The sequence below is a fragment of the Bacillus sp. CIS52 genome (assembly GCF_053545315.1).
The window spans coordinates 94,814-115,868 of sequence record NZ_JBIUFR010000001.1 but is presented as its reverse complement, the minus strand read 5'-3'; the positions used below and the strand labels follow the sequence as shown (position 1 = coordinate 115,868).

Here is a 21,055-nt window from a genome sequence, read left to right as displayed (position 1 = left end):
CCTTAAGATGCTTGCAAAATGGCTGGGCGTATTGTTACTTATCGGGTTGTTAGTGTATGCGGGCTGGAACATTTATTCTGCACAAACAAGTCCGAAAGAAGGGACAGAAGAAGGGATGAAGGCTCCTGACTTTACACTCGACACACTGTCAGGAAAAAGCAGCTCCCTTTCTGATTATAAAGGTAAAAAAGTGCTCCTTAATTTCTGGGCGACGTGGTGCAAGCCATGCCGGATGGAAATGCCCGATATGCAGGAGCTGCAGAAAGAAAATCCTGATATTGCGGTAGTAGCCGTTAATTTTACGTCCTCTGAAAAAAATATACAGGCTGTGAAATCATTCGCTGATACTTATCAGCTGACCTTTCCAATTCTGATTGACAAAAGCGGGATTAACGGAGATTTCAACGTGCTTTCTTATCCGACAACATACATATTAGACGAAAAAGGAACCATTCAGCACATCCGAGTAGGCACGATGACAAAAAAAGAAATGAAAGAAAAACTGGATCTCAAGTAGAGGTTCAGTTTTTTTTATGCGAAAGGCTTATCTTTTAAAAAATTGGAAAAAATGAATGAAAACACGGAGGTGAGAAGATTGAAAAAAATGAGAAAACGTTCTTTTCATGAATTGGTTATGGAGAATAAACGTGAGCTGATGACCAATACGGAATATTTGAATCAGCTTGAAGAAAAGCTGGAGCAGCGGTTCAAACAAAAATAACCTTTAATTTGCAGTCATGTTTGCGCCTCCTTTTGCGAAATATACTCTTAAGGAGGGATGAACATGGGCACAAACAAGAAAGACGGCCAGCCGCAGTACGCTCCGAGCCACTTAGGGACAAAACCCGTTAAATATAAACGAAACAAAGGGGAAAAGTTTCATGACAAGTCAAACGGACATCCGATTGTCATGCAGACGAAAGGCGAATAATATCATTAAAAGGAGAGCTGACATGATGACAAATCATAACCAAAGACCGAACCCGGACGACCGTTCTGATAACGTTGAAAAGCTTCAGGATATGGTACAGAATACAATCGAAAATATAGAAGAAGCGAAAGAATCAATGGAGTTTGCGACAGAAGAGGAAAAACAGCGCATTCAGGAGAAGAATGCCAGACGCAATGAAAGCATTGAATCATTCCGAAGTGAAATTCAGGATGAATCGGCTGCGAGAGAAAACGGCTATCAATCGTAATAAAAACCAGGGAAACCTGGTTTTTTCTCTTTCCGCCTCGTTGTGATAAAATAGGGCTAATCTGATAATAAGGGAGCAGAGAACGTTGCATGTGTCAAAAAAAGAAATAGAAGTGCGTTATGCGGAAACAGATCAAATGGGCATCGTCTATCATGCCAATTACTTAGTCTGGATGGAGGTCGGGAGAACGGCGCTCATTAAGGACCTCGGATTTCTGTACAAGGACATGGAAGAAAGAGGGGTGCTGTCACCTGTAGTGGATATCAGCATTTCTTATAAAAAGCCGCTCCGCTACGGAGAAACAGCAGAAGTACATACGTGGATTGAAGAATATAACGGATTTAAAATCATTTACGGCTACCGCATCTATAATCCGGATCAAGAACTTGCGATCGAAGCGTCATCCTCTCACATATGCGTCGATAAACAGAGCTTCAAACCGATTCAGTTCCGCAAGGCCTTTCCTGATTGGCACGCCGCTTACGAAAAGGCAAAAAAATAAGGAGCGGCTCAGTTATGGCATTTGGAATTACACGCAGAGAACTGGAAAGATGGAAGCGGGATGTATCGGAAGGAAAAATCGCTTTTTTAACGCATTATTGGCTGGACGACCGCTTTCCGGAGGCTAAGACCGTGACGAAGGCCGGGTCAAGCGATCTCAATAAGCTGATCCGATGGGGATCGGAATACGGGCTGAAGCCTGAGTGGATTCATCATAAAAATGCATTTCCCCACTTTGACCTGCTCGGTGAAACGCAGAAACGCATATTAGAAAAAGAACATCTGACTGATCATATCAGAAGGTTCAAACTGTAAAAAAAAGAACGCAGCGGATGCGTTCTTTTTTCTTACACGTAATCAAATACCGGCTCTTCTGACTGATCTGAATATGTGACGGACAGATCGTGATTATCAAAGTACCATAAGTCGCTTTCTTCAATAAAAAAGGTAATGCCTTCAACTTCCGTGCTGATTCCGACGTTCATCGGCTGGTCTTTTGAAACACCGAGAGAAAAGCCTTTCTGGACGCTGCTGCATCCTCCGTAACGGACAAAGAAACGGACCTGATCGCCTGTTTCCAGTTCAAGCTCTTCTTTGTACCAATCCAGCGCGCCTTTCGTTACTTTCATGTTCATCCGGTACACTCCCTTTTTGTTTCTCATAAAGAAATTATCTCTATTATAAACGCATATGGCATTTTGATGTCAAAATTGAAGTTTCATCAAAACCATTTGATTTTCGGTTCTGTTTTGTTCATAATCCGTTTGATGTTTGCCCTGTGTCTGTAGATAACAAACGCGGTCAAGAGCGTCACTACGATTAATAAATAAGGGTCTTTTACAAACAGACAGTAAATAATCGTATAAATCCCTGTTAACATTGAAGACAGAGAAACAAATTTCGTAAGGAATAAAAATACGAAAAACACTGCAACCATCGTTACGAATAACAGCGGAGCATAAAACAGCAGGACGCCTCCTGAAGTGGCTACGGCTTTTCCGCCCTTGAATTTTGCGAATACGGGGAATACATGACCGATCACTGCCGCCACTCCTGCGAGAAGAGGGTGAATGGGAACGTGCAATAAATACGGCAGCGCCGCGGCCAAGGTGCCTTTTAAAATATCGGCTGCAACGACGACAGATCCCGCTTTAACGCCAAGCGTGCGAAAAGCATTTGTGGCGCCCAAATTACCGCTTCCATGTTCTCTAATATCAATCCCTTTCGCAAGTTTGCCTACGACTAAACCTGACGGGATGCTGCCTATTACATAGGCCAAAATAATCAATAAAGCAATCAACATCTACATTTCTCCTTTTTAATGTCCCTTCACTTTATTTTAACACGAGTTGTTATTGTCTGATGACAAGTTTTTTGAGAATTAAGCTGACAAACCGCTTTTTTTGAATCCGGTGAAGCTGTCGTGTACAATAATACAAAAGGAGATGGTAAAGATGCAAAATCCTTCAAAGTCAGAGATTAAAGAAATTCTTGACCGAAGCAAACGTATCGCCGTCGTCGGGCTGTCAGATCGTCCCGACCGGACTTCTTACATGGTTTCCAAAGCGATGCAGGATGAAGGGTACGAGATTATTCCTGTCAATCCGACGATTGATGAAGCGCTTGGCGTTAAAGCCGTCGCTTCATTAAAAGACGTTGAGGGACCGATTGATATCGTCAATGTGTTCAGACGATCTGAGCAGCTTCCCGGCGTCGCTGAAGAGTTTTTACAGACGGATGCTCCCGTTTTTTGGACGCAGCAGGGCCTGGCAAATGAAGAAGCGTACCGCATGATTACAGAGAAAGGGCGGACGGCTATTATGGATTTATGTATAAAAGTCGCCCGCGCTGTTATAAAATAGGAACAAAAAAGGCAAAAATCCTTGGCAAATCAGGGGTTTTTGTTTTTTTATTGAAAGAATACTCTTTGCGTATGATGTTGAAACAGATACAATAAAGCATGAACAGCTTTTTTAGAAACCCCTGCATTAAAGGGGGCTGCAGTCTGTTTGCGATGGACGGCATAAATCTATATAATAGAAAGCGAACATAAGTTCCCGTCTCCGGAAAAGAGCACCAAAAAGATGAAAAGCCGTTCGAATGTATGTCTTGCGGCCTAAAAAACGAGCCATTCGCTTAAAGATGTTGCGAAATCAAGCATATTGGTTATAATTGTGAGTCCGAGGAGAATTGGACCGAAGCTTGCGCATACTGAAAAACAAAGACATGAAAACATTTAAAAAGAGAATGATTAAGAGCAGGTTTTTTGAAAGGGGTTTGTACGTTTGGCTAGAAAACAGCAATTTGATTACAACGAAGATGCCATACAGGTGCTTGAAGGCCTGGAAGCCGTCAGAAAAAGACCGGGAATGTATATCGGTTCGACGGACGCACGCGGCCTGCACCATCTGGTATATGAGATCGTCGACAATTCCGTCGATGAAGTCCTTGCCGGCTACGGAGATCATATTATCGTAACGATACATAAGGACAACAGCATCTCCGTGCAGGACAGGGGGCGCGGAATGCCGACCGGAATGCATAAGCTCGGAAAGCCGACACCGGAAGTTATTTTCACCGTGCTGCATGCGGGAGGGAAATTCGGCCAGGGCGGCTATAAAACAAGCGGCGGTCTGCATGGTGTCGGCGCATCTGTCGTAAACGCTTTATCAGAGTGGCTGACAGTTACCATTGAGCGTGACGGCTATGTTTATAAACAACGGTTTGAAAACGGCGGCAAGCCTGTGACTTCACTTGAAAAAATCGGTACGACCAAGAAAACGGGAACGCTTACCCATTTTAAACCTGATCCGTCAATGTTCAGCGCAACGGTTTATAATTTTGACACGCTGTCGGAACGCCTGCGCGAATCCGCCTTCTTATTAAAAGGCTTAAAAATAGAATTAATTGATGAGCGGAACAACGTAAAAGAAGTATTTTATTATGAGAACGGAATTGAAGCATTTGTCGCCTATTTAAACGAAGAAAAAGACGCTTTATGCGAAGTGGTTTCTTTTGAAGGCGAGCACCACGACATTGAAGTCGATTTTGCTTTCCAATTTAATGACGGATACTCAGAAAATATGCTGTCATTCGTTAATAACGTCAGAACAAAGGACGGCGGCACCCACGAATCAGGAGCCAAAACGGCAATGACAAGAGCGTTTAATGAATATGCGCGAAAGGTCGCGCTTTTAAAAGAGAAAGACAAAAACCTTGAAGGCGCCGATATCAGAGAAGGGCTGTCCGCGATTATTTCCGTGCGTATCCCGGAGGAACTGCTGCAATTTGAAGGCCAGACAAAAGGGAAACTTGGCACAAGTGAGGCGAGATCCGCCGCAGACGCAGTCATTTCTGAGAATCTTGCTTATTTCTTGGAAGAAAACCGCGATACAGCGACTCTGCTCGTCAAAAAAGCGATTAAAGCAAGCCAGGCCCGCGAAGCTGCCCGTAAAGCGAGAGAAGAAGCGAGAAGCGGCAAAAAACGCAAAAAATCAGAAGCGACGCTGAGCGGAAAACTCACACCGGCAGGCTCCAGAAATCCGGCGAAGAATGAATTGTATCTCGTGGAGGGAGACTCTGCCGGAGGTTCTGCAAAACAGGGAAGAGACCGGAAATTCCAAGCTGTGCTGCCCCTTCGCGGAAAGGTCATCAACACAGAGAAAGCAAAGCTTGCAGACATTTTCAAAAATGAAGAGATCAATACAATTATTCATGCGATCGGCGGGGGAGTCGGCGCAGATTTTGAGATAGACGACATTAACTATGACAAGATCGTCATCATGACCGATGCGGATACCGACGGCGCACATATTCAAGTCTTGCTGTTAACGTTTTTCTACCGCTATATGAAACCTTTAATTGAGCACGGAAAAGTCTTCATCGCGCTTCCGCCTCTTTACAAAGTCAGCAAAGGGAGCGGCAAGAAAGAGATTATTGAATATGCTTGGTCCGACGAAGAAATGGACGGCGTTTTAAAGAAAGTCGGCAAAGGCTATACCATTCAGCGTTATAAAGGTCTGGGAGAAATGAACGCAGACCAGCTCTGGGAAACAACGATGAATCCCGAGTCGCGAACGCTCGTCAGAGTCAAGATTGACGATGCGGCCCGCGTAGAGCGCCGCGTAACGACATTAATGGGAGACAAAGTAGAACCGAGAAGAAAATGGATTGAAAAGAATGTTGCCTTCGGATTAGACGAGGAAAGCAATATTTTAGAAAATGAAAACTTGTCGGTCGCTGAGGAGGTTTAATAGTGGCACAGCCAGAATTATTTCATGATTTACCGTTAGAAGAAGTAATCGGCGACCGTTTCGGACGCTACAGTAAATATATTATCCAGGACAGGGCGCTGCCCGATGCACGTGACGGGTTAAAGCCGGTGCAGCGGAGAATTTTATACGCCATGCACGCAGACGGAAATACATTCGATAAAAATTTCCGGAAAGCGGCAAAAACGGTCGGGAACGTTATCGGTAATTATCATCCGCACGGAGACAGCTCCGTTTATGAAGCGATGGTGCGGATGAGCCAGGATTGGAAAGTGCGGAATGTGCTGATTGAGATGCACGGCAACAACGGAAGCATTGACGGTGATCCGCCTGCTGCCATGCGTTATACGGAAGCGAGATTATCTTCTATCGCATCAGAGCTTTTGCGGGACATCGATAAAAATACGGTTGAATTCGTTCCGAACTTTGATGACACAAGTAAAGAACCGGTTGTTTTACCGGCCATGTTTCCTAACTTGCTGGTCAATGGATCTACCGGGATTTCCGCGGGCTATGCGACCGACATTCCCCCTCATCATCTGGGTGAGGTCATTGATGCTGTCATTAAGCGGATTGAATCGCCCGATTGCACCGTCGATGACTTGATGCAGGTGATTAAAGGGCCTGACTTTCCGACAGGAGGCATCATCCAAGGTGTCGACGGCATTCGGAAGGCCTATGAAACCGGTAAAGGCAAAATTATTATCCGCGGCAAGGCTGAAGTGGAAGCCGTAAGAGGCGGACGGGAGCAGATCGTCATTACAGAAATCCCGTTTGAAGTAAACAAAGCCAATCTCGTGAAGAAAATGGACGAATACCGCATTGACAAAAAAGTTGAAGGTATTTCTGAAGTCCGGGATGAAACGGACCGCACGGGACTGCGGGTTGTCGTTGAGTTAAAGAAAGAAGCCGATGCAAAAGGCATCTTGAATTTCTTATATAAAAACACTGACCTGCAGACAACGTATAACTTTAATATGGTCGCCATACATAACCGCCGGCCGATGCTGATGAGTCTTACGGCCATTCTGGATGCGTATATTTCCCACCAGAAGGAAGTGGTGACAAACCGCTCCGTCTTTGAATTGCAAAAAGCAAAAGAGCGGCATCATATTGTTGAAGGACTGATGAAGGCACTGTCTGTGCTAGATGAGGTCATTGCCGTCATCCGGGCAAGCAGCGACAAGAAAGATGCGAAACAAAACTTAATTTCTAAATTCGCATTTACGGAGCCTCAGGCGGAAGCGATCGTATCTTTGCAGCTGTATCGTCTGACAAATACGGATATTACGGCATTAAAAGAGGAAGCGGAAGAGCTCAGCAAGAAAATTCAGGAGCTTGAAGCCATTTTAAGTCATGATAAAAAGCTGTTAAAAGTCATTACCAGCAGCCTGAAAAAAGTGAAAAAGACTTATGCCGACAGCAGACGGTCGGTCATTGAAGAGAAGATTGAAGAAATTAAAATCAATCTCGAAGTTATGGTTGCCTCTGAGGACGTCTATGTGACCGTCACGAAAGACGGCTATGTAAAACGAACAAGCCAGCGGTCATTTGCCGCTTCTAACGGCCAGGATTTCGGGATGAAGGATACGGACAGGCTGATTCACCAATTTGAAATGAATACAACGGATGTGCTCCTGCTCTTTACCAATAAGGGAAGCTATATATATTGTCCGGTTCACCAGCTCCCTGATATCAGGTGGAAAGACATGGGGCAGCACGTCACGAACATCACCACGATGGACCGTGACGAAACCATCGTGAAAGCCATACCGGTAAAAGAATTTGATCCATCTTCATATTTATTGTTTATGACGAAAAACGGTATGGTGAAAAGAACTGAAATGACGCATTACAAAGCGCAGCGTTACTCAAAAGCGCTTGTTGCTCTTAACCTTAAAGGGGACGATGAGCTGATTGATGTTCATGTCACAGACGGCTGCTGCCAGCTGTTTATCGCCACCCGCCTCGGGTACGGCTTATGGTTCGGTGAAGATGAAGTAAATGTAGTCGGAGCCCGTGCGGCCGGTGTGAAGGGCATTAATTTAAAAGACGATGATACCGTCGTTTCAGGACAAATCCTGCATGAAACAGATTCGCTTGTCCTCGTCACACAGCGGGGAGCCATCAAACGGATGAATCTCTCTGAATTCGAAAGAACATCCAGGGCTAAGCGCGGTGTCATCATGCTGCGTGAGCTTAAAAAGAACCCGCATCGTGTTGTCGGAGTATTCGCGTGCGCTTTAGCCGACATGATCGCTGCTGAAACCGAAAAAGGCGAGAAAATTGAAGCCTCCGTGAAATCTTTGCGGGCTAATGACCGATACAGCAACGGTTCCTTCTTTACAGATGAAGATGAGACAGGGCCGGTAACAGATGTATGGCGCATCCCCGCATCTGATGTTTAAGAGTAAAAATAAAATAAAGTGAAAAAAAACCTCCGCTCAATTGGTCCTAAAGCGGAGGTTTTGCTATTTATTAGCTCTCGTGGCTGCCGAATAAGTCCGTGATAGCGTGAACGACTTCAATTCCCTGCCACACAAATAAATTTAATGCAGTGAATGAAAATAAGCCTAGAATCACCATTCGTAAGATAAACAACATGTTGAACAACCTCCTCATTTTATGTTACATAGATAGGCGATGTTGAACATGAAGCTCATCGAAATACGAGGACTGATAAAATTTAGCGATTAAAAAGCTTTTCTTTCGCTGTCTTCTCCGGGAAGCGGGGCGTTTTCTGTCTGATATCACGATCAATGAGACAGAAGCGGCAAAAAGCGCCGTCAAAATAAATGAGCCCGTCAGCGATTTTTTCTCATCGTCAGCATTTTGGCCGGCCTTCATTTCGTGCATTTCCTGCTGATCGGCTACGGCTTTAAAATGATGAGCAGTATCAAACGCATGGGGAATGGAGAGCAAATGAAAGCTTGCAATCGCTAAAAATAAAATAGAAGCTTTTAAAAACAAGATTTTTTTCAAATGTTCTCCCCCCTTCATAAGTCTGAATATTTTTATTATAATACCCTAATTTAAATTGAAAGTAAACACATTTATTAAATTTAAAAAATTATTATGTTGGTTAAGTATATACCATTCCGTCCGTCTTTTCATCTCTTTTATTCTTAAAGGCCTATTTGTTATGATATGCACGCAACCCTTCTGATGTGACAACATTTTTCAGGTTACAGGATAAAGAAACGGGGCATACCAGCAATAAGCATGATGAAGAAACCGAAACATTTTCTTAAAAAAACTTCTCAACATCTGTTGTTGTGATATAATAATACCCGTTGTGTTAAAAGATCTAACATATGCAGCAAAAATGACAGTAAAAGATATGTAAAAGGGAGGTTAAACATGGAGGCTTTCATCAGTGAAATCATAAATGTTCCAAATGATTTTATTTGGAAGTATCTTGTTTATATTTTAGTAGGAATCGGATTGTATTTCACATTCCGTTTTCGCTTTATTCAATTCGAATACTTTATTGAAATGTTTAGAATCGTCGGGGAGAAGCCGCAAGGAAATAAAGGAGTGTCTTCAATGCAGGCATTCTTTATCTCGGCCGCTTCGCGTGTCGGTACCGGAAACTTGACCGGTGTCGCGCTGGCGATTGCAACAGGCGGTCCCGGCGCAGTATTTTGGATGTGGATCGTAGCGATTGTCGGTATGGCTTCAAGCTTTGTGGAAAGCACCTTAGCGCAGCTGTATAAAGTGCGCTCCGGCGATGAATTCCGCGGCGGTCCGGCATATTACATGGCGAAGGGTCTCGGCGCCCGGTGGCTCGGTATTTTATTTGCCGTATTGATTACCGTTTCTTTCGGACTTATCTTTAATGCCGTGCAGTCAAATACGATTTCTGTCGCGTTTGACGAAGCTTTCCATGTGAATAAAACAGTTATCGCCATCATCTTAGCTGTATTAACGGCTTTCATTATATTCGGCGGGCTGAAACGTGTTGTATCCGTTTCGCAATTAATCGTTCCGGTCATGGCGGGTATGTATATTTTGATCGCGCTGTATGTTGTGATTGTGAATATTACCGCAGTACCTGAATTGCTTGCGACGATTGTGAAAAATGCGTTTGGTTTTGAGCAGATCGTCGGCGGAAGCTTAGGAAGCATCATTATTATCGGTGCGCAGCGCGGCCTGTTTTCAAACGAAGCGGGTATGGGGAGCGCGCCGAATGCCGCCGCAGCTGCACACGTATCGCATCCGGCTAAGCAGGGATTAATCCAGACGCTCGGCGTGTTTTTTGATACATTTATCGTTTGTACATCGACTGCCTTTATCATTTTATTGTACAGCTTTACGCCTAAAGGCGACGGCATCCAAGTGACACAAGCCGCACTGCAGCACCATCTCGGAGGCTGGGCCCCGACGTTTATTGCAATTGCGATGTTCTTATTCGCATTCAGCTCAGTCGTCGGCAACTATTACTATGGTGAAACGAATATCGAATTTATTAAAACAAGCAAAACATGGCTTAATATTTATCGCGTATTCGTCGTAGTGATGGTGGTATACGGATGTTTGGCTGACTTCCAGATTGTCTGGGACATGGCAAACTTGTTCATGGGTCTCTTAGCTCTCATTAACTTAGTGGCAATCTTGCTGCTGAGTAATGTAGCCTATAAAATCTATAAAGATTATGCCGCTCAGCGCAAAAAAGGACTTGATCCCGTATTTAAAGCAGAGAATACTCCGGAACTCAAGCATATTGAAACATGGGCGGAAGAAGAAAGTACAAGCCCTGAACACAAGGCTGCCAACTGAGGAATATGCATATCATTTACGAAACCCTTCACGTTTAATGTGAAGGGTTTTTTTATGTTAAAAACCAGCTTCATATTCCTGAAATCTTATTGCAGAATTTCATACATCCCTATGATAATATAGGAATTGTTTACAAAAGAAGGGAAGAGGAGGGAGCATGAAACAAAAGCCGATATATGTCGAGATCAATATAGCGTCTGATATAGAAACGCTTTGGGAATATACGCAAAATCCGGTTCTTCATAAGGAATGGGACCTGCGCTTTTCTGACATTACATATCTTCATAAGTTACCGGATGAACCGCAGAGATTCCTATATGAAACTCGAATCGGTTTTGGGCTGAAGGTGTCCGGCACGGGTGAATCAATGGGTGACATAAGGCCTCAATCGTCAGAAAGGGTGTCGGCGCTTGCTTTTGCATCGGATCATCCGCTGTCTCTGATAAAAGACGGCCGGGGCTACTGGAGGTATATAGAGCGGGATAACGGGGACATCACATTTTTGACTCAATATCAATATGAAACGGCCTGGGGTCTGCCGGGAAGATGGATAGACCGGTTTTTATTTCGTCCGCTGCTCGGCTGGGCTACCGCATGGAGCTTTGATGCGTTGCGGCTTTGGATAGAACAAAACCGACATCCGAAGATATCAGTCCGTTTCGGGTTTGTCTATGTCCTGATGTGTCTCGTATTCAGTCTGTATTGGTTTTTTCAAGGTTTTCATGATAGCTGTGCCGATGCAGAGATCGTGAAGGGAGCGCTGAAGACAGGATTAGGGATATTATGGATGCTGCCTATGCGGAGAAAGCGGCTGATCCACACCGGACAGTCAGCCTTCTTTTGTATAACGGCAATGCAGTATTCCGGCGGCGGATTCGCTATTCCATTAGGATTACTTACGGTAGCGGGTATGATTCTTACATTCCTGCTGCCGAGCGCCGCGCATACAAAACGAAAGAGAGAGAAGTGAAATGACGGATTCAATGTATGAAAAAGCGATTATTCATTATCAATTCCTGCATCCGATGCTGCAGAAACGGTACAAGCTTGCCGGATCACGCACGTTTTGCGGAAAAGGAGTGATGTCAGAAATTAAAGGAGGTTCGTTGTTTGTCAGAATGCTTTTAAAGACAGGCGTTTTTTTCAGATGTTTTTTCTCAGAGAGGGGAACAGATATCCCTTTTACCATTGAGAACAAAAACAGGCAAAATGGTGTGGAGTGGAACCGAACCTTTTTCTTTAAAGGCAAAACACGGTTTTTTGATGCGGTCATGGAATATGACGAGCGGGAAAACAGAATTCTTGATTACTTCGGTAAACCTCATATCCTGCTGTCTGAACTGCATTTAGAAGCGTCTTCAGACGGAGGGCTTGTTATTACATCCGGAAAGCAGTGGCTCCTGATAGGCGGAAAGAAAATCCCGCTTCCGGCTTGGCTGTGCGGCAGTTCAACCGTTTATGAGGCTTATGATGAGGAAATGAATTGCTTCAGCATAAAGGTTCATGTGAAAAACAGGATACTCGGCACAATTTTCTCTTACCGGGGGACTTTCCGGGAAACAGAGGGAGAAACATGCTGAAGCGTCATCTCATGGTAGGCGCGGTTTGCTTTTTGGGATTTGCGGCGGCTGAAGCACCGCATATATCAGCTGCTGAGACGTTTGTTTTATTATCCGTGCTATTTTTCGTTCCTGCTGTATTCCGCTTTGCGTTTCGGCCGTCAAAGACCTTAGAGAATGTGCTATTACGGAGTTATCCCATTGCCGCTTTATGTGCAGTGCTTGCGCTGATTACAGACTTCAGCTTTTTTGCCTTTGTCTGGCTCATTTATACGCTTGGCCTGGCACTGTATGCTGTATGGCGGCTGATGAAAACAAATATCCACAGAGCGGAAGAGATGTCTGTTATGATGGGTTTCATTTATTTGGCCGGCGGTGGATTTTGGTTTTTTGCATATATCTTTAAGATTCCTATCATGGATTTTGGTCCGCTTATCGTGCTGCTGACGGCGGTGCACTTTCACTATTCGGCTTTTCTCATTCCGATTTTTAACGGATTGCTCGGCAGGATCCTGCGGGAGAACCGCGTTCTTTACAGGCTGAGCACGGTCATCATCCTGATTTCGCCGATCCTTATCGCCCTGGGGATTACATTTTCAAAGACACTTGATGTGATTGCTGTCGCTCTGTATCTGACGGGTCTGTATGTTAATGCGTATCTCGTCTTTAAAGCGCCGTTTGCTGTGAAAACAGCCAGGTTCTTGATCAGGAGTTCTTCGGCTGTGTTAATGATTACAATTGCTTTTTCTTTGATATATTCGTTCGGTGTCTACCGCGAGGCGGCAACGCTCACGATCAGTCAGATGATTTGGATTCACGGGGCCGTCAATGCATTCGGCGTTATTCTGCCGGCTTTGGCGGGATGGATAATAGAAAATCCGAGACCGTTTGATGAGGGCAGTAAAAGAACGTTCAGCCGAATTTACGGGAAGGGAACGATAGGCGAAAATTTTTTGACTGACATTCATGCAGCAAATGAAATCCATTATACCGGCCTTCAGGATCAGATGAGAGAACTGCATTCTGAAGACTTTTCAACTGAAAAACTGGCTCCGGCCGTTATTTCCTTTTATGAAGAGACAATCGATTATGACATCAAGGCAAAAGTGATGTGGAGCGGATGGTTTCGTCCGTTCGCGCGCATGTACGAGCCGTTCAGCAGAAGAGCGGGGCAGATCCACTTGTCAATGAATCCGGATTGGTATACCATGCACACTAGCATGAAAGGAGTCGACTCTGACAGAGACGGCAGAAAAAATGTCCGAGCGTGGATCAGGACAAATGACAAGCAGGAAACCGTTTTTACTGCGCTGTATTCAGCGTACAGGTCAAAAGGGGAGGGATACATGAATATTTCTCTACCGCTGCCGTATGGCCAAATGACGGGCATTTTAAAACCTTATGCGTATAAGCAGAATCTTGTTTTGACGAGCAGACGCCGAAAAAGCGGAGCGGGTGATGAAGGAATTTATCTGCAGACGAAATGGGGGGCATGCCATCTTCCTCTGGCAGAGACATTTCTTATTGCGGCCCAGAGCGAAACAAGCTTGAAGGCCGTTCATCATATGTGGCTGTTCGGCCTGAAGTTTTTAACTGTGCAGTATCGGATCACTCACACTTCCGCAGGTAAGCAAAGCAAATAACAAGCTGTAAAGCCGTCTGTTCAAGACGGCTTATTTATCATGTAAATATAGAAATATCGTGAAATTATGAAATGGAAGCGCTGTCGTAATTGTGTTGTACTCAACATTCGTCATTTGCCGACTTATTTGAAATCGCTGTGCGCAGCCAGTGCAAAAAATCTTCGAAAATGAGCAAGGAAAGAGCAGAAAAGTATTACCAGACATGAATTTTTCATTTGTGTGTTGATTGGATAATAAAAACTTTTGCAGCGTTTGCGGTGTTAGGTTTGATTCAGCTGTATCAACCGGAGTTAAATTTGTGCGTGACAGATTAATAATAGCGCAAACGGAATATGCGGTTATTTTGCTATACATTTCTTTTTCGTCTCATTGACTAAAGTATACTTAGTTTATGAGACAGATAATTCATCTCTTAACTTAACTTCCTAGAATATATATTATGTAAACTAGAAATTGTGAAGAGAATATAAAAATGGATTCTAACAGCACTCCCTTTTTGCAGTGTACTATTAAAAAACCTCTACGTCCTTAATAAATTAAATTGGTCATACAGGTTTTTCGGTTTGAGTATTTTAATCGGTTATGTCACTTGTTGCCGGCCTTCTTGATCAAGTCCACGCCATCGTATGCCAGACTTTCCACACTTGCAGCCTTCTGCAGTATGTAATGATCAAAAAAGTTCTTCGTATAGTTTGTAACAAGATTCCGCATCTCCATAGCATCCCGTTCGCCTCTGAGTTCCGCATTCACATTAGTAAACACGATGTCGCAGTAATCTAAATGCGCAGCACGATCAACAGAGAAATAATAGGTTTCCATGCTATTGTTAGCGCCAATGATCGCATTCATGTTATAGTTCGGTTCACAAAACAGCAGCAAAAAGGGTTTTTTAAGGTCGCTGCCCTGAAGGCCGAACGCACCGCTATCCAGGCCAATCCCGCAGGCGAATCGGTCGTCATCCCGGCAAACAATCGCTGTCGTAGGCCCTCCGTAAGAATGTCCGACTATGCCCATGCCGATGTCAAGCAACAATCTGTCTTTAAAGATAGAATTCAGCTCTCCAGAGTCCAGTTTGTAAAGATAATCGGCTGCATACCTTACATCTTCCGCCTGTAATTCACTATACACTGTTAACTTGTCAAGTATCGGCAGTGTAAGCACGTTACGGCACATCTCAATGGCAGTTTCATCGTCAGGCCGCATCTCCATCTTATCAGCCAACGCCAGCATCTCCGGATCTTCAGAAAACGCCAAAATGGCATCCGAAAAATCCTTTGATACATTAAACATGCGCCCATCTTTACGCTTATACATTGTGCTATTCTGATGGCCGATGCTTACCACAACATACCCCATGCTTGCCAAGTCTGTACAGATCACTGTACCCCATTCCGGAGAACCGCCTCCGCCGCAAACATAGAATAACACCGGATAGCGTTTTTCCTTCCCGGAGAGAGCAAGGTCGTCGTAACATTGGGTCTTGATATCTATAGAGTAAGCATCCTTCAACGCAGTGAGAAGCGGCTGCTCATTAAGCATTTCGGAGACTTCAGGAAACATGTACGTTGATGTAGTCTTCCCTTCGCTGCTGTCGGACGGATAGTACACAAACGCTGTCAGTTCTCTTTTTGAGTGATCTGATGCCGTGTAATCAAAATCCATCTGGGTTCGGCCGACAGTATAGCCGCCAATTGGTTTTGGAAATGTGTCATAAGTTTTCATTCTCTTTGTGCCCCCTTAATGAATAAAAGTGGCGAATGTGAAATACATATTTTGAATACTACATCCTATGTTCAGTGAGTCATATTTACTCCCTTGCTTTCTTGAGATTGCTAAAAATTTCAGAATATTTATGATCTTCAAGCAGCACGTGATCCATAAAGTCAGCAAAGTACTTGCTAATCTTATAGTATAGCCTAGAGTCCTTAATTCAGAAGTTTCATCCGCCACGTAAACTTCTTTGTATTGCTGTTTTTAAGATCATAAAAGCGGACATCGTGTTGCTGATGTCCGCCTAAAGCTTAACTAATTGGGTTCTGTTCCCCAAATCAGTTTTCCTTGATGATATAATGTGATTTTTTTCGTTGTTTTAAACGTATTTGATTGGAAAAAGGAATAATCGCCGCTTTGTGCATAATTGCTCCAGTCATCGTTGTGAAGACGAAGCTGAATATTCCCTGTGCTTGCTCCCGGTGACAGCGTTCCTTTTTTAAACCCCAGTTCCAGATAGGTATCTGCACCTTGCTTAGGTTTATGCAGCGTCACAAACTTGTGGGTCAGATTGCTGCATCCAACCTGCGCGTAGTCACAGTCAAAGTTTTGGCCTTTGTTTTTCGCGTTATACCAGTAGCGGGCAGTGACATCTTTTAAATCAACCGTCGTATTCCCGTTATTTTTTATGTGAAGCTGCGGGCGGATTTGGTTGCTGTTCACACTCCCATCCCCTGCTTTGTATTGTACAGGAATGCTGTTTTCCTGTGCGGGGTTATCTTGTGCCGGCGTTTCAGGGCGTTCTTTCGTTGAATCTTTGTTGCCGAGAATGTTTTCTCTTACGAATGTTCCTGAAGCAGTTAAATCTGACAGCGGCCAGCCGCCTGTTTTAGATGCTCCCGGCTTTAACGCTGAGGATGATTCCTGCTTATCAGAAAGATTCCAGTTCACCCAGCTGATTTTCTTGCTGTCGAGATAATTCAGCCATTCCCGCGACTGGTCAAGGAATACACCGCCATTCCCAGACGCGTCGCTTGTTCCCCATTCCGTCACGAAAATAGGCGCTCCTTTACTGAGTGCATAGTTTGCTTTATCACGTAAAGATTGGCCGTGTGTGCCGGCATAAAAATGAAGCGCGTACATGACGTTTGCATCTTTTAGCTGATCATCGGCTGCATCATTCACATCCTGGCTCCATGTACCGGTACCTACAATGATGGGATTGTCGGGGTCATTTTTGCGGATCACGGAAATCACTTCTTCCGCATACGGTTTAATATCCCGCTTCCAGTTCACATCACCGTTTGGTTCATTTGCAATTTCATAAATGACGTTTGGCGTATTTTTGTAAAGACTTGACATTTCCTTGAAAAATTCTTTCGCCTTCTCTTTATTTTGGTTTGGATTGCCGTCATTTAAGATATGCCAGTCAATGATGACATATATCCCAAGCTCTTTTGCCGCTTCAACCGCTTCTTTCACTTTATTTTTCACAGACGGGTTGTCAATATAACCGCCATCTGCTGTATACATCGCCGCGCGGAAAACGGTGATGCCCCAATCGTCTCTCAGCCATTTTAAGCTGTCTTTATTGACGAAATCGCCATACCATTGCAATCCGTGTGAACTGATCCCTTTCAGCTGTACCGCTTTGCCGTCTCGGTTTACGAGCTGTGTCCCTTTTATGCTAAGCTGACCATTCTTGGCTACTGGCGTTTTAGTCCCTGCTGCAGATGCCGGCGAAGCCAGCATGCCGCCCATTGTCAATACCGCAATCAATAAACACGTAATAAAAATAGAGATTGACCGTTTCATATCTGTCTTTTCCTCCTTCACATCATTTTGGCTCTACTTCTTATGAGCACGAACTCATTGTAAAAATCTTTCTTATGATTGTCTATCAACCTAATTTCTTGTTTTTGGGAGGTTTAAAAGCCTGTCAATTTGCTCTATCTCTATTGAATAAGATACACCTGACACATATAGAACAAAGAAAACTGGACGGAATCGGGACTTTACACGTCATTTTTCAATCGAATCGAAAAATTAAATTTATTTCCAACGTAGATATGCTTAATGTGATGAGTCTCAATATAGCATTGAATCTTATGATTGCTGTAAGAGGACAAGCCCTTATTCTGTACTGGTTAATTTAAGGTTGATGTAAGGTTCGGATTAATACGGGTTAAGGTTGGAGTTGTACAATGAGATTGTACTTCAGTGAGGGATGCAGTCAGACCCACAGAAAATAAGCCAATTTTCTTTTTGGAGTCAGAAAATTGGCTTATTGCTATGATCTATCAGATGCTTTTAACGCTTTACAACAAATGTTGTCACGCTCTGAGCCGGCAGATGGGCCCAAAAGTGATTGTCCGTTACTTTGAGATCCGTTCCGGGCTGAAGATTGCTGTTGCTGCTCGTGATCCATCTGGATACTTGAGAAGCGGATCCGTTCTGCAACACAAAGTTTTGGTTGACCCCTGTATTGGTTTTGTTAATGGCGACAATCACGACTTTGTTGTCACCTTTATAGGCTGACACGTAAACATTCGGATTAGGGTTTTTCGTTGCATCAATCCTTACATAGCCAGGGCGCACAAATTTAGAGAAATGGGCCATATTGTAGCCGCGTTTGCTGATCGTGCCATCTTCTTTCATAGGACCATATGATCTTCGGATGTACCACCAAACATAAGCTTGTAAATCCCCTTCTACCATCGAACTGTGAATATGTTGCGAAACATCCAAGGCCTCAGGCCATCGATCCGCCGAGTTGTTATCACTGTTCGGATAGTATACTTCCGTCATCCAAAGGTCTTTCCCCGCTCCTTTTTGTTTAAAAAGAGGATAAGGGAATTGACTGACCTGAGTTCCGTACAGGTGGGTTCCGAGAATATCCATATTGGCAAGGGCCTGAGGATCGTTCAAAATCGGGTCCGACAAATTCTTTAAGTATTGAAATGATTCAGGCGCAATGACGCGGGCATTGATCGAGCCGGCGTTTTCTCTCATAAAGCGAAGTATTTCTTGCGGCGTCCACCATGTCCACTCATGAGCGTAATCAGGCTCGTTTTGGATGGAAATCGCATACAGATTCACACCATTACTCTTCATGAAGTTAACGAAATCGTTAAGATGCTGCGCGTATGCGGCGTACTTATCGTATCTCAGCCGCTTAGCTGATGTGTCACCATTATGATTGAAAGTCTCGACCATATCGTTTGGCGGATTCCAGGGAGAAGCGAAAACGATTGCTCCATGTTTGATCGCACTCTTTGCAGTCTCTACTTCTTTGTACCAGTTATTTCTATTTTCATCTACATGAATTCTTAAGATCGAAAAGCCTAACTGGTTCTGCCCATTGCCAAAAGCAGTTTCTCTTTGAGCAGCTGTTAAATCTCCAACCCAAGCCGGGTGGTTCATCCCTCCAAAACCGCGAATCACTTGTCTTTCTGCGGAAATGTTAACTGTTACATCATTTGCCGCCAAGACCTCAGCAGCGCCTGGGCCCATTAACATTACTGACAGCGTAGTGAAACATACCAATAATAGACAAATTGTTTTTTTTACGCTCGACATCATTTTTTCTCTCCTTTATCTGTCTTTTACCGTATTAGGAAAATGTGTTCTGTCCTGCTTTTATATCACAAAACTGATGTTATCTTTGCGTAAATTGCCAATAATCAAAATTAAACAAGTTTCCTGAACCTGTTCCGGTAAATACAAAGAATACGTTGTGCACACCGGCTGCGCCGCTTACCGCAGTTTCTATTTCTCTCCAATTTTGTGTTCCGCCTGTGGAAGGGACATTCAGTGTTCCCGCAAGTTTACCAGTTGGACTATCGAGACGCACTTCTATTCTCCCGCCAAGAGCGGATGCTACATTTGCTTTAAACGTCCTGGCACCGCCTGACCCGAAGTCTGCATTTCCTACAGCAACCCAGTCTCCGTTCTGAATGTTTGTTATATGTTGATTATTTACCGGCCCGCCGGGTGCAGAGGAATTCTCGGTCAAAATCCGTCCATTCCAGGCAAACGTTTCAGCTTCTACCCGGTGATATGGATTCAAGTTAGAAAGCTGTTTTACGCCTGTATAATTTGCCGCTACCTCTTGAATCGATCCGTCTGAATTATGCACAAGCTTATTGATATGGGGAGAACGGTATCCTTTGCCGGCCCCGAACAGAGCGGAGCTGACAGTTTGAGTATGATACACCGTGTACCACTCGTTTTTAAAATTGAAAACGGCATGATGGTTGTTTCCGCCGCCTCCGAAAAATGCACCCGGATTTTTCAGGAAGTGCCCTCTATATGTAAAGGGACCCATGGGACTTGAGCTGGTCATGTAGCCGATCTCACCTGGGGGTTTATCGGCCGGGTGCGCGCCGCTGAAATTGATGCAATAGGAATAGTAATATGTCCCGTTATATTTGTGCATTCCCGAATCTTCAAACATGAAAGGCGCATCGATCGTAGATGCACTTCCGGCAACACTGGTCATATCAGGCCCTAATTTTATGACTCTTGCTGTTTTAGGGTTTGCCCATTGCTCCTGTGTCGGATTTGAACCTCCGGGGATGCCTCCGCCGGCATACAGGTAACCGGTACCGTCGTCATCTACGAATACTGCCGGATCAAAAAGCCATACAACGCCGGACATTCCTGGTGTACTTGGCGTCACCAGCGGTTTTCCGATCGGATCTGTCCACGGACCGGTCGGGCTGTCTGCAGTGAGAACCCCGATACCGCCGCCGCTGTTTGCGAAATAAAGGAAGAATTTGTCCTTGCCATTTATCTTTTTAACGGCGACTGACGGGGCCCAGGACGCACCTGCCCACTTTGCGATCCCCCGGCCGCCATTAGCACCATAGGCACCTGCTACCGGAATGGCTCCGTGGTCTGTCCAGTTCACCATATCCGCTGAAGATATGACGAATACTCTATTCAAATTGGCAAATGAATTATCCTTAATCGTTCCGTTGCTGTTATATTCATAATCATCACTTGACATATAGATGTAGACTCTTCCGTTATAAGTCAGTGCAAACGGATCTGCGCCCAGATGATGGTCGATCAGCGGATTTGAATTCCCAACATGTTTTGCAATTGGCGTACTGGCAGCATACGCAGACTTCCCAGATAAGCAGCTCAATAATAAAACAAGAACCCATAAACATAAGCTACATTTTTTCCTCATTACTTAATATCCCCCTTTTCCTAAAATAAGGGTCCTTTTGGGAAATTGCAGTGCTGGCAGCATACGACGACTTCCCAGATAAGCAGCTCAATCATAAAGCAAGAACCCATAAACATAAGCTACACTTTTTTGTCATGACTGAATATCCTTCTTTTTCCTTAAAATGAGAATTTTCTTTTAACATTTGATGACAAAT

General features: G+C 44.2%; 21 protein-coding genes. 13 read left to right on the top strand and 8 right to left on the bottom strand.

Translation table 11 applies throughout. The annotated features are described in order from the left end of the window. The first annotated feature begins 7 nt into the window (after positions 1-7). The 6 genes from ACH32G_RS00260 to ACH32G_RS00235 all read left to right on the top strand — a co-directional run bounded on the left by ACH32G_RS00260 (position 8) and on the right by ACH32G_RS00235 (position 2,015). A complete protein-coding gene (locus ACH32G_RS00260) occupies positions 8-517 on the top strand; it encodes a TlpA family protein disulfide reductase (RefSeq protein WP_016935970.1) in 510 nt (169 codons plus the stop codon). A gap of 78 nt (positions 518-595) precedes the next feature. After that, the gene (locus ACH32G_RS00255; RefSeq protein WP_012117651.1) at positions 596-721 is read left to right on the top strand and encodes an FbpB family small basic protein; all 126 of its coding nucleotides are present in this window, start codon (positions 596-598) and stop codon (positions 719-721) included. A 63-nt stretch (positions 722-784) separates the two neighbouring features. Next, positions 785-931, top strand: coding sequence for an acid-soluble spore protein N (locus ACH32G_RS00250; RefSeq protein WP_013352427.1), 147 nt, complete (start codon positions 785-787; stop codon positions 929-931). Between the two features lie 25 nt (positions 932-956). Further along, positions 957-1,199 (top strand): small acid-soluble spore protein Tlp, encoded by a 243-nt coding sequence (tlp, locus tag ACH32G_RS00245; RefSeq protein WP_032864748.1) that lies wholly within the window; start codon positions 957-959, stop codon positions 1,197-1,199. Between the two features lie 85 nt (positions 1,200-1,284). After that, positions 1,285-1,701: a YbgC/FadM family acyl-CoA thioesterase gene (locus ACH32G_RS00240; RefSeq protein WP_016935968.1), complete on the top strand. Its 417-nt coding sequence runs from the start codon at positions 1,285-1,287 to the stop codon at positions 1,699-1,701. Positions 1,702-1,715: 14 nt separating this feature from the next. Further along, positions 1,716-2,015, top strand: a complete 300-nt coding sequence (locus ACH32G_RS00235; protein WP_328220611.1) for a hypothetical protein — start codon at positions 1,716-1,718, stop codon at positions 2,013-2,015. Between the two features lie 32 nt (positions 2,016-2,047). Here ACH32G_RS00235 and ACH32G_RS00230 read toward each other — a convergent pair whose 3' ends face one another. Both ACH32G_RS00230 and plsY read right to left on the bottom strand, forming a co-directional pair. After that, positions 2,048-2,335, bottom strand: coding sequence for a HesB/YadR/YfhF family protein (locus ACH32G_RS00230; RefSeq protein ID WP_016935966.1), 288 nt, complete (start codon positions 2,333-2,335; stop codon positions 2,048-2,050). Between the two features lie 86 nt (positions 2,336-2,421). Next, positions 2,422-3,003 (bottom strand): glycerol-3-phosphate 1-O-acyltransferase PlsY, encoded by a 582-nt coding sequence (gene plsY / locus ACH32G_RS00225; protein ID WP_016935965.1) that lies wholly within the window; start codon positions 3,001-3,003, stop codon positions 2,422-2,424. Positions 3,004-3,154: 151 nt separating this feature from the next. Here plsY and ACH32G_RS00220 point away from each other — a divergent pair, with 151 nt between their 5' ends. From ACH32G_RS00220 to parC, 3 genes are all read left to right on the top strand, one after another. After that, positions 3,155-3,562 (top strand): CoA-binding protein, encoded by a 408-nt coding sequence (locus ACH32G_RS00220; RefSeq protein WP_448813875.1) that lies wholly within the window; start codon positions 3,155-3,157, stop codon positions 3,560-3,562. A 423-nt stretch (positions 3,563-3,985) separates the two neighbouring features. Continuing rightward, the gene (gene parE / locus ACH32G_RS00215; RefSeq protein WP_016935963.1) at positions 3,986-5,953 is read left to right on the top strand and encodes a DNA topoisomerase IV subunit B; all 1,968 of its coding nucleotides are present in this window, start codon (positions 3,986-3,988) and stop codon (positions 5,951-5,953) included. Positions 5,954-5,955: 2 nt separating this feature from the next. After that, positions 5,956-8,379 carry a DNA topoisomerase IV subunit A gene (gene parC / locus ACH32G_RS00210; RefSeq protein ID WP_448813874.1) on the top strand — a complete coding sequence of 808 codons (2,424 nt, stop codon included), beginning with the start codon at positions 5,956-5,958 and terminating at the stop codon, positions 8,377-8,379. A gap of 70 nt (positions 8,380-8,449) precedes the next feature. Here parC and ACH32G_RS00205 read toward each other — a convergent pair whose 3' ends face one another. Both ACH32G_RS00205 and ACH32G_RS00200 read right to left on the bottom strand, forming a co-directional pair. After that, positions 8,450-8,575: a hypothetical protein gene (locus tag ACH32G_RS00205; RefSeq protein WP_013352436.1), complete on the bottom strand. Its 126-nt coding sequence runs from the start codon at positions 8,573-8,575 to the stop codon at positions 8,450-8,452. A gap of 24 nt (positions 8,576-8,599) precedes the next feature. Continuing rightward, complete coding sequence (locus ACH32G_RS00200; protein ID WP_016935961.1) at positions 8,600-8,953, bottom strand: hypothetical protein; 354 nt, start codon at positions 8,951-8,953, stop codon at positions 8,600-8,602. Positions 8,954-9,331: 378 nt separating this feature from the next. Between ACH32G_RS00200 and ACH32G_RS00195 the strand changes: the two genes are divergently transcribed. The 4 genes from ACH32G_RS00195 (at position 9,332) to ACH32G_RS00180 (ending at position 13,952) form a co-directional block, all read left to right on the top strand. Then, a complete protein-coding gene (locus tag ACH32G_RS00195; protein WP_095240653.1) occupies positions 9,332-10,750 on the top strand; it encodes an alanine/glycine:cation symporter family protein in 1,419 nt (472 codons plus the stop codon). A gap of 157 nt (positions 10,751-10,907) precedes the next feature. After that, on the top strand, positions 10,908-11,720 hold the full coding sequence (locus tag ACH32G_RS00190; RefSeq protein ID WP_049628551.1) for a hypothetical protein: 813 nt from the start codon (positions 10,908-10,910) through the stop codon (positions 11,718-11,720). A gap of 1 nt (position 11,721) precedes the next feature. Continuing rightward, positions 11,722-12,330: a DUF4166 domain-containing protein gene (locus ACH32G_RS00185; protein ID WP_366970837.1), complete on the top strand. Its 609-nt coding sequence runs from the start codon at positions 11,722-11,724 to the stop codon at positions 12,328-12,330. Then, positions 12,324-13,952 carry a YndJ family protein gene (locus tag ACH32G_RS00180; protein WP_448813873.1) on the top strand — a complete coding sequence of 543 codons (1,629 nt, stop codon included), beginning with the start codon at positions 12,324-12,326 and terminating at the stop codon, positions 13,950-13,952. The genes ACH32G_RS00185 and ACH32G_RS00180 overlap by 7 nt, the downstream gene beginning before the upstream one ends. 585 nt (positions 13,953-14,537) lie before the next feature. Here ACH32G_RS00180 and ACH32G_RS00175 read toward each other — a convergent pair. The 4 genes from ACH32G_RS00175 to ACH32G_RS00160 all read right to left on the bottom strand — a co-directional run bounded on the left by ACH32G_RS00175 (position 14,538) and on the right by ACH32G_RS00160 (position 20,859). Further along, entirely contained in the window at positions 14,538-15,674 is a 1,137-nt protein-coding gene (locus tag ACH32G_RS00175) for an alpha/beta hydrolase (RefSeq protein ID WP_064778980.1), read from the bottom strand. A gap of 303 nt (positions 15,675-15,977) precedes the next feature. Continuing rightward, positions 15,978-17,477 (bottom strand): cellulase family glycosylhydrolase, encoded by a 1,500-nt coding sequence (locus ACH32G_RS00170; protein ID WP_448813872.1) that lies wholly within the window; start codon positions 17,475-17,477, stop codon positions 15,978-15,980. 495 nt (positions 17,478-17,972) lie between these two features. Further along, positions 17,973-19,244: a glycoside hydrolase family 30 beta sandwich domain-containing protein gene (locus ACH32G_RS00165; protein WP_016935952.1), complete on the bottom strand. Its 1,272-nt coding sequence runs from the start codon at positions 19,242-19,244 to the stop codon at positions 17,973-17,975. Positions 19,245-19,320: 76 nt separating this feature from the next. Next, complete coding sequence (locus ACH32G_RS00160; RefSeq protein ID WP_448813871.1) at positions 19,321-20,859, bottom strand: glycoside hydrolase family 43 protein; 1,539 nt, start codon at positions 20,857-20,859, stop codon at positions 19,321-19,323. Positions 20,860-21,055: the final 196 nt, after the last annotated feature.

Excerpts from the sequence above, each read along its gene's own strand:
- ACH32G_RS00220 (WP_448813875.1), top strand. The coding sequence starts at position 3,155 with ATGCAAAATCCTTCAAAGTCAGAGATTAAAGAAATTCTTGACCGAAGC.
- tlp (WP_032864748.1), top strand. The coding sequence starts at position 957 with ATGACAAATCATAACCAAAGACCGAACCCGGACGACCGTTCTGATAAC.
- ACH32G_RS00170 (WP_448813872.1), bottom strand. The coding sequence starts at position 17,477 with ATGAAACGGTCAATCTCTATTTTTATTACGTGTTTATTGATTGCGGTA.
- ACH32G_RS00235 (WP_328220611.1), top strand. The coding sequence starts at position 1,716 with ATGGCATTTGGAATTACACGCAGAGAACTGGAAAGATGGAAGCGGGAT.
- ACH32G_RS00250 (WP_013352427.1), top strand. The coding sequence starts at position 785 with ATGGGCACAAACAAGAAAGACGGCCAGCCGCAGTACGCTCCGAGCCAC.
- ACH32G_RS00185 (WP_366970837.1), top strand. The coding sequence starts at position 11,722 with ATGACGGATTCAATGTATGAAAAAGCGATTATTCATTATCAATTCCTG.
- ACH32G_RS00165 (WP_016935952.1), bottom strand. The coding sequence starts at position 19,244 with ATGATGTCGAGCGTAAAAAAAACAATTTGTCTATTATTGGTATGTTTC.
- ACH32G_RS00160 (WP_448813871.1), bottom strand. The coding sequence starts at position 20,859 with ATGAGGAAAAAATGTAGCTTATGTTTATGGGTTCTTGTTTTATTATTG.
- plsY (WP_016935965.1), bottom strand. The coding sequence starts at position 3,003 with ATGTTGATTGCTTTATTGATTATTTTGGCCTATGTAATAGGCAGCATC.
- ACH32G_RS00195 (WP_095240653.1), top strand. The coding sequence starts at position 9,332 with ATGGAGGCTTTCATCAGTGAAATCATAAATGTTCCAAATGATTTTATT.
- ACH32G_RS00190 (WP_049628551.1), top strand. The coding sequence starts at position 10,908 with ATGAAACAAAAGCCGATATATGTCGAGATCAATATAGCGTCTGATATA.
- ACH32G_RS00175 (WP_064778980.1), bottom strand. The coding sequence starts at position 15,674 with ATGAAAACTTATGACACATTTCCAAAACCAATTGGCGGCTATACTGTC.
- ACH32G_RS00205 (WP_013352436.1), bottom strand. The coding sequence starts at position 8,575 with ATGTTGTTTATCTTACGAATGGTGATTCTAGGCTTATTTTCATTCACT.
- ACH32G_RS00260 (WP_016935970.1), top strand. The coding sequence starts at position 8 with ATGCTTGCAAAATGGCTGGGCGTATTGTTACTTATCGGGTTGTTAGTG.
- ACH32G_RS00230 (WP_016935966.1), bottom strand. The coding sequence starts at position 2,335 with ATGAACATGAAAGTAACGAAAGGCGCGCTGGATTGGTACAAAGAAGAG.
- ACH32G_RS00180 (WP_448813873.1), top strand. The coding sequence starts at position 12,324 with ATGCTGAAGCGTCATCTCATGGTAGGCGCGGTTTGCTTTTTGGGATTT.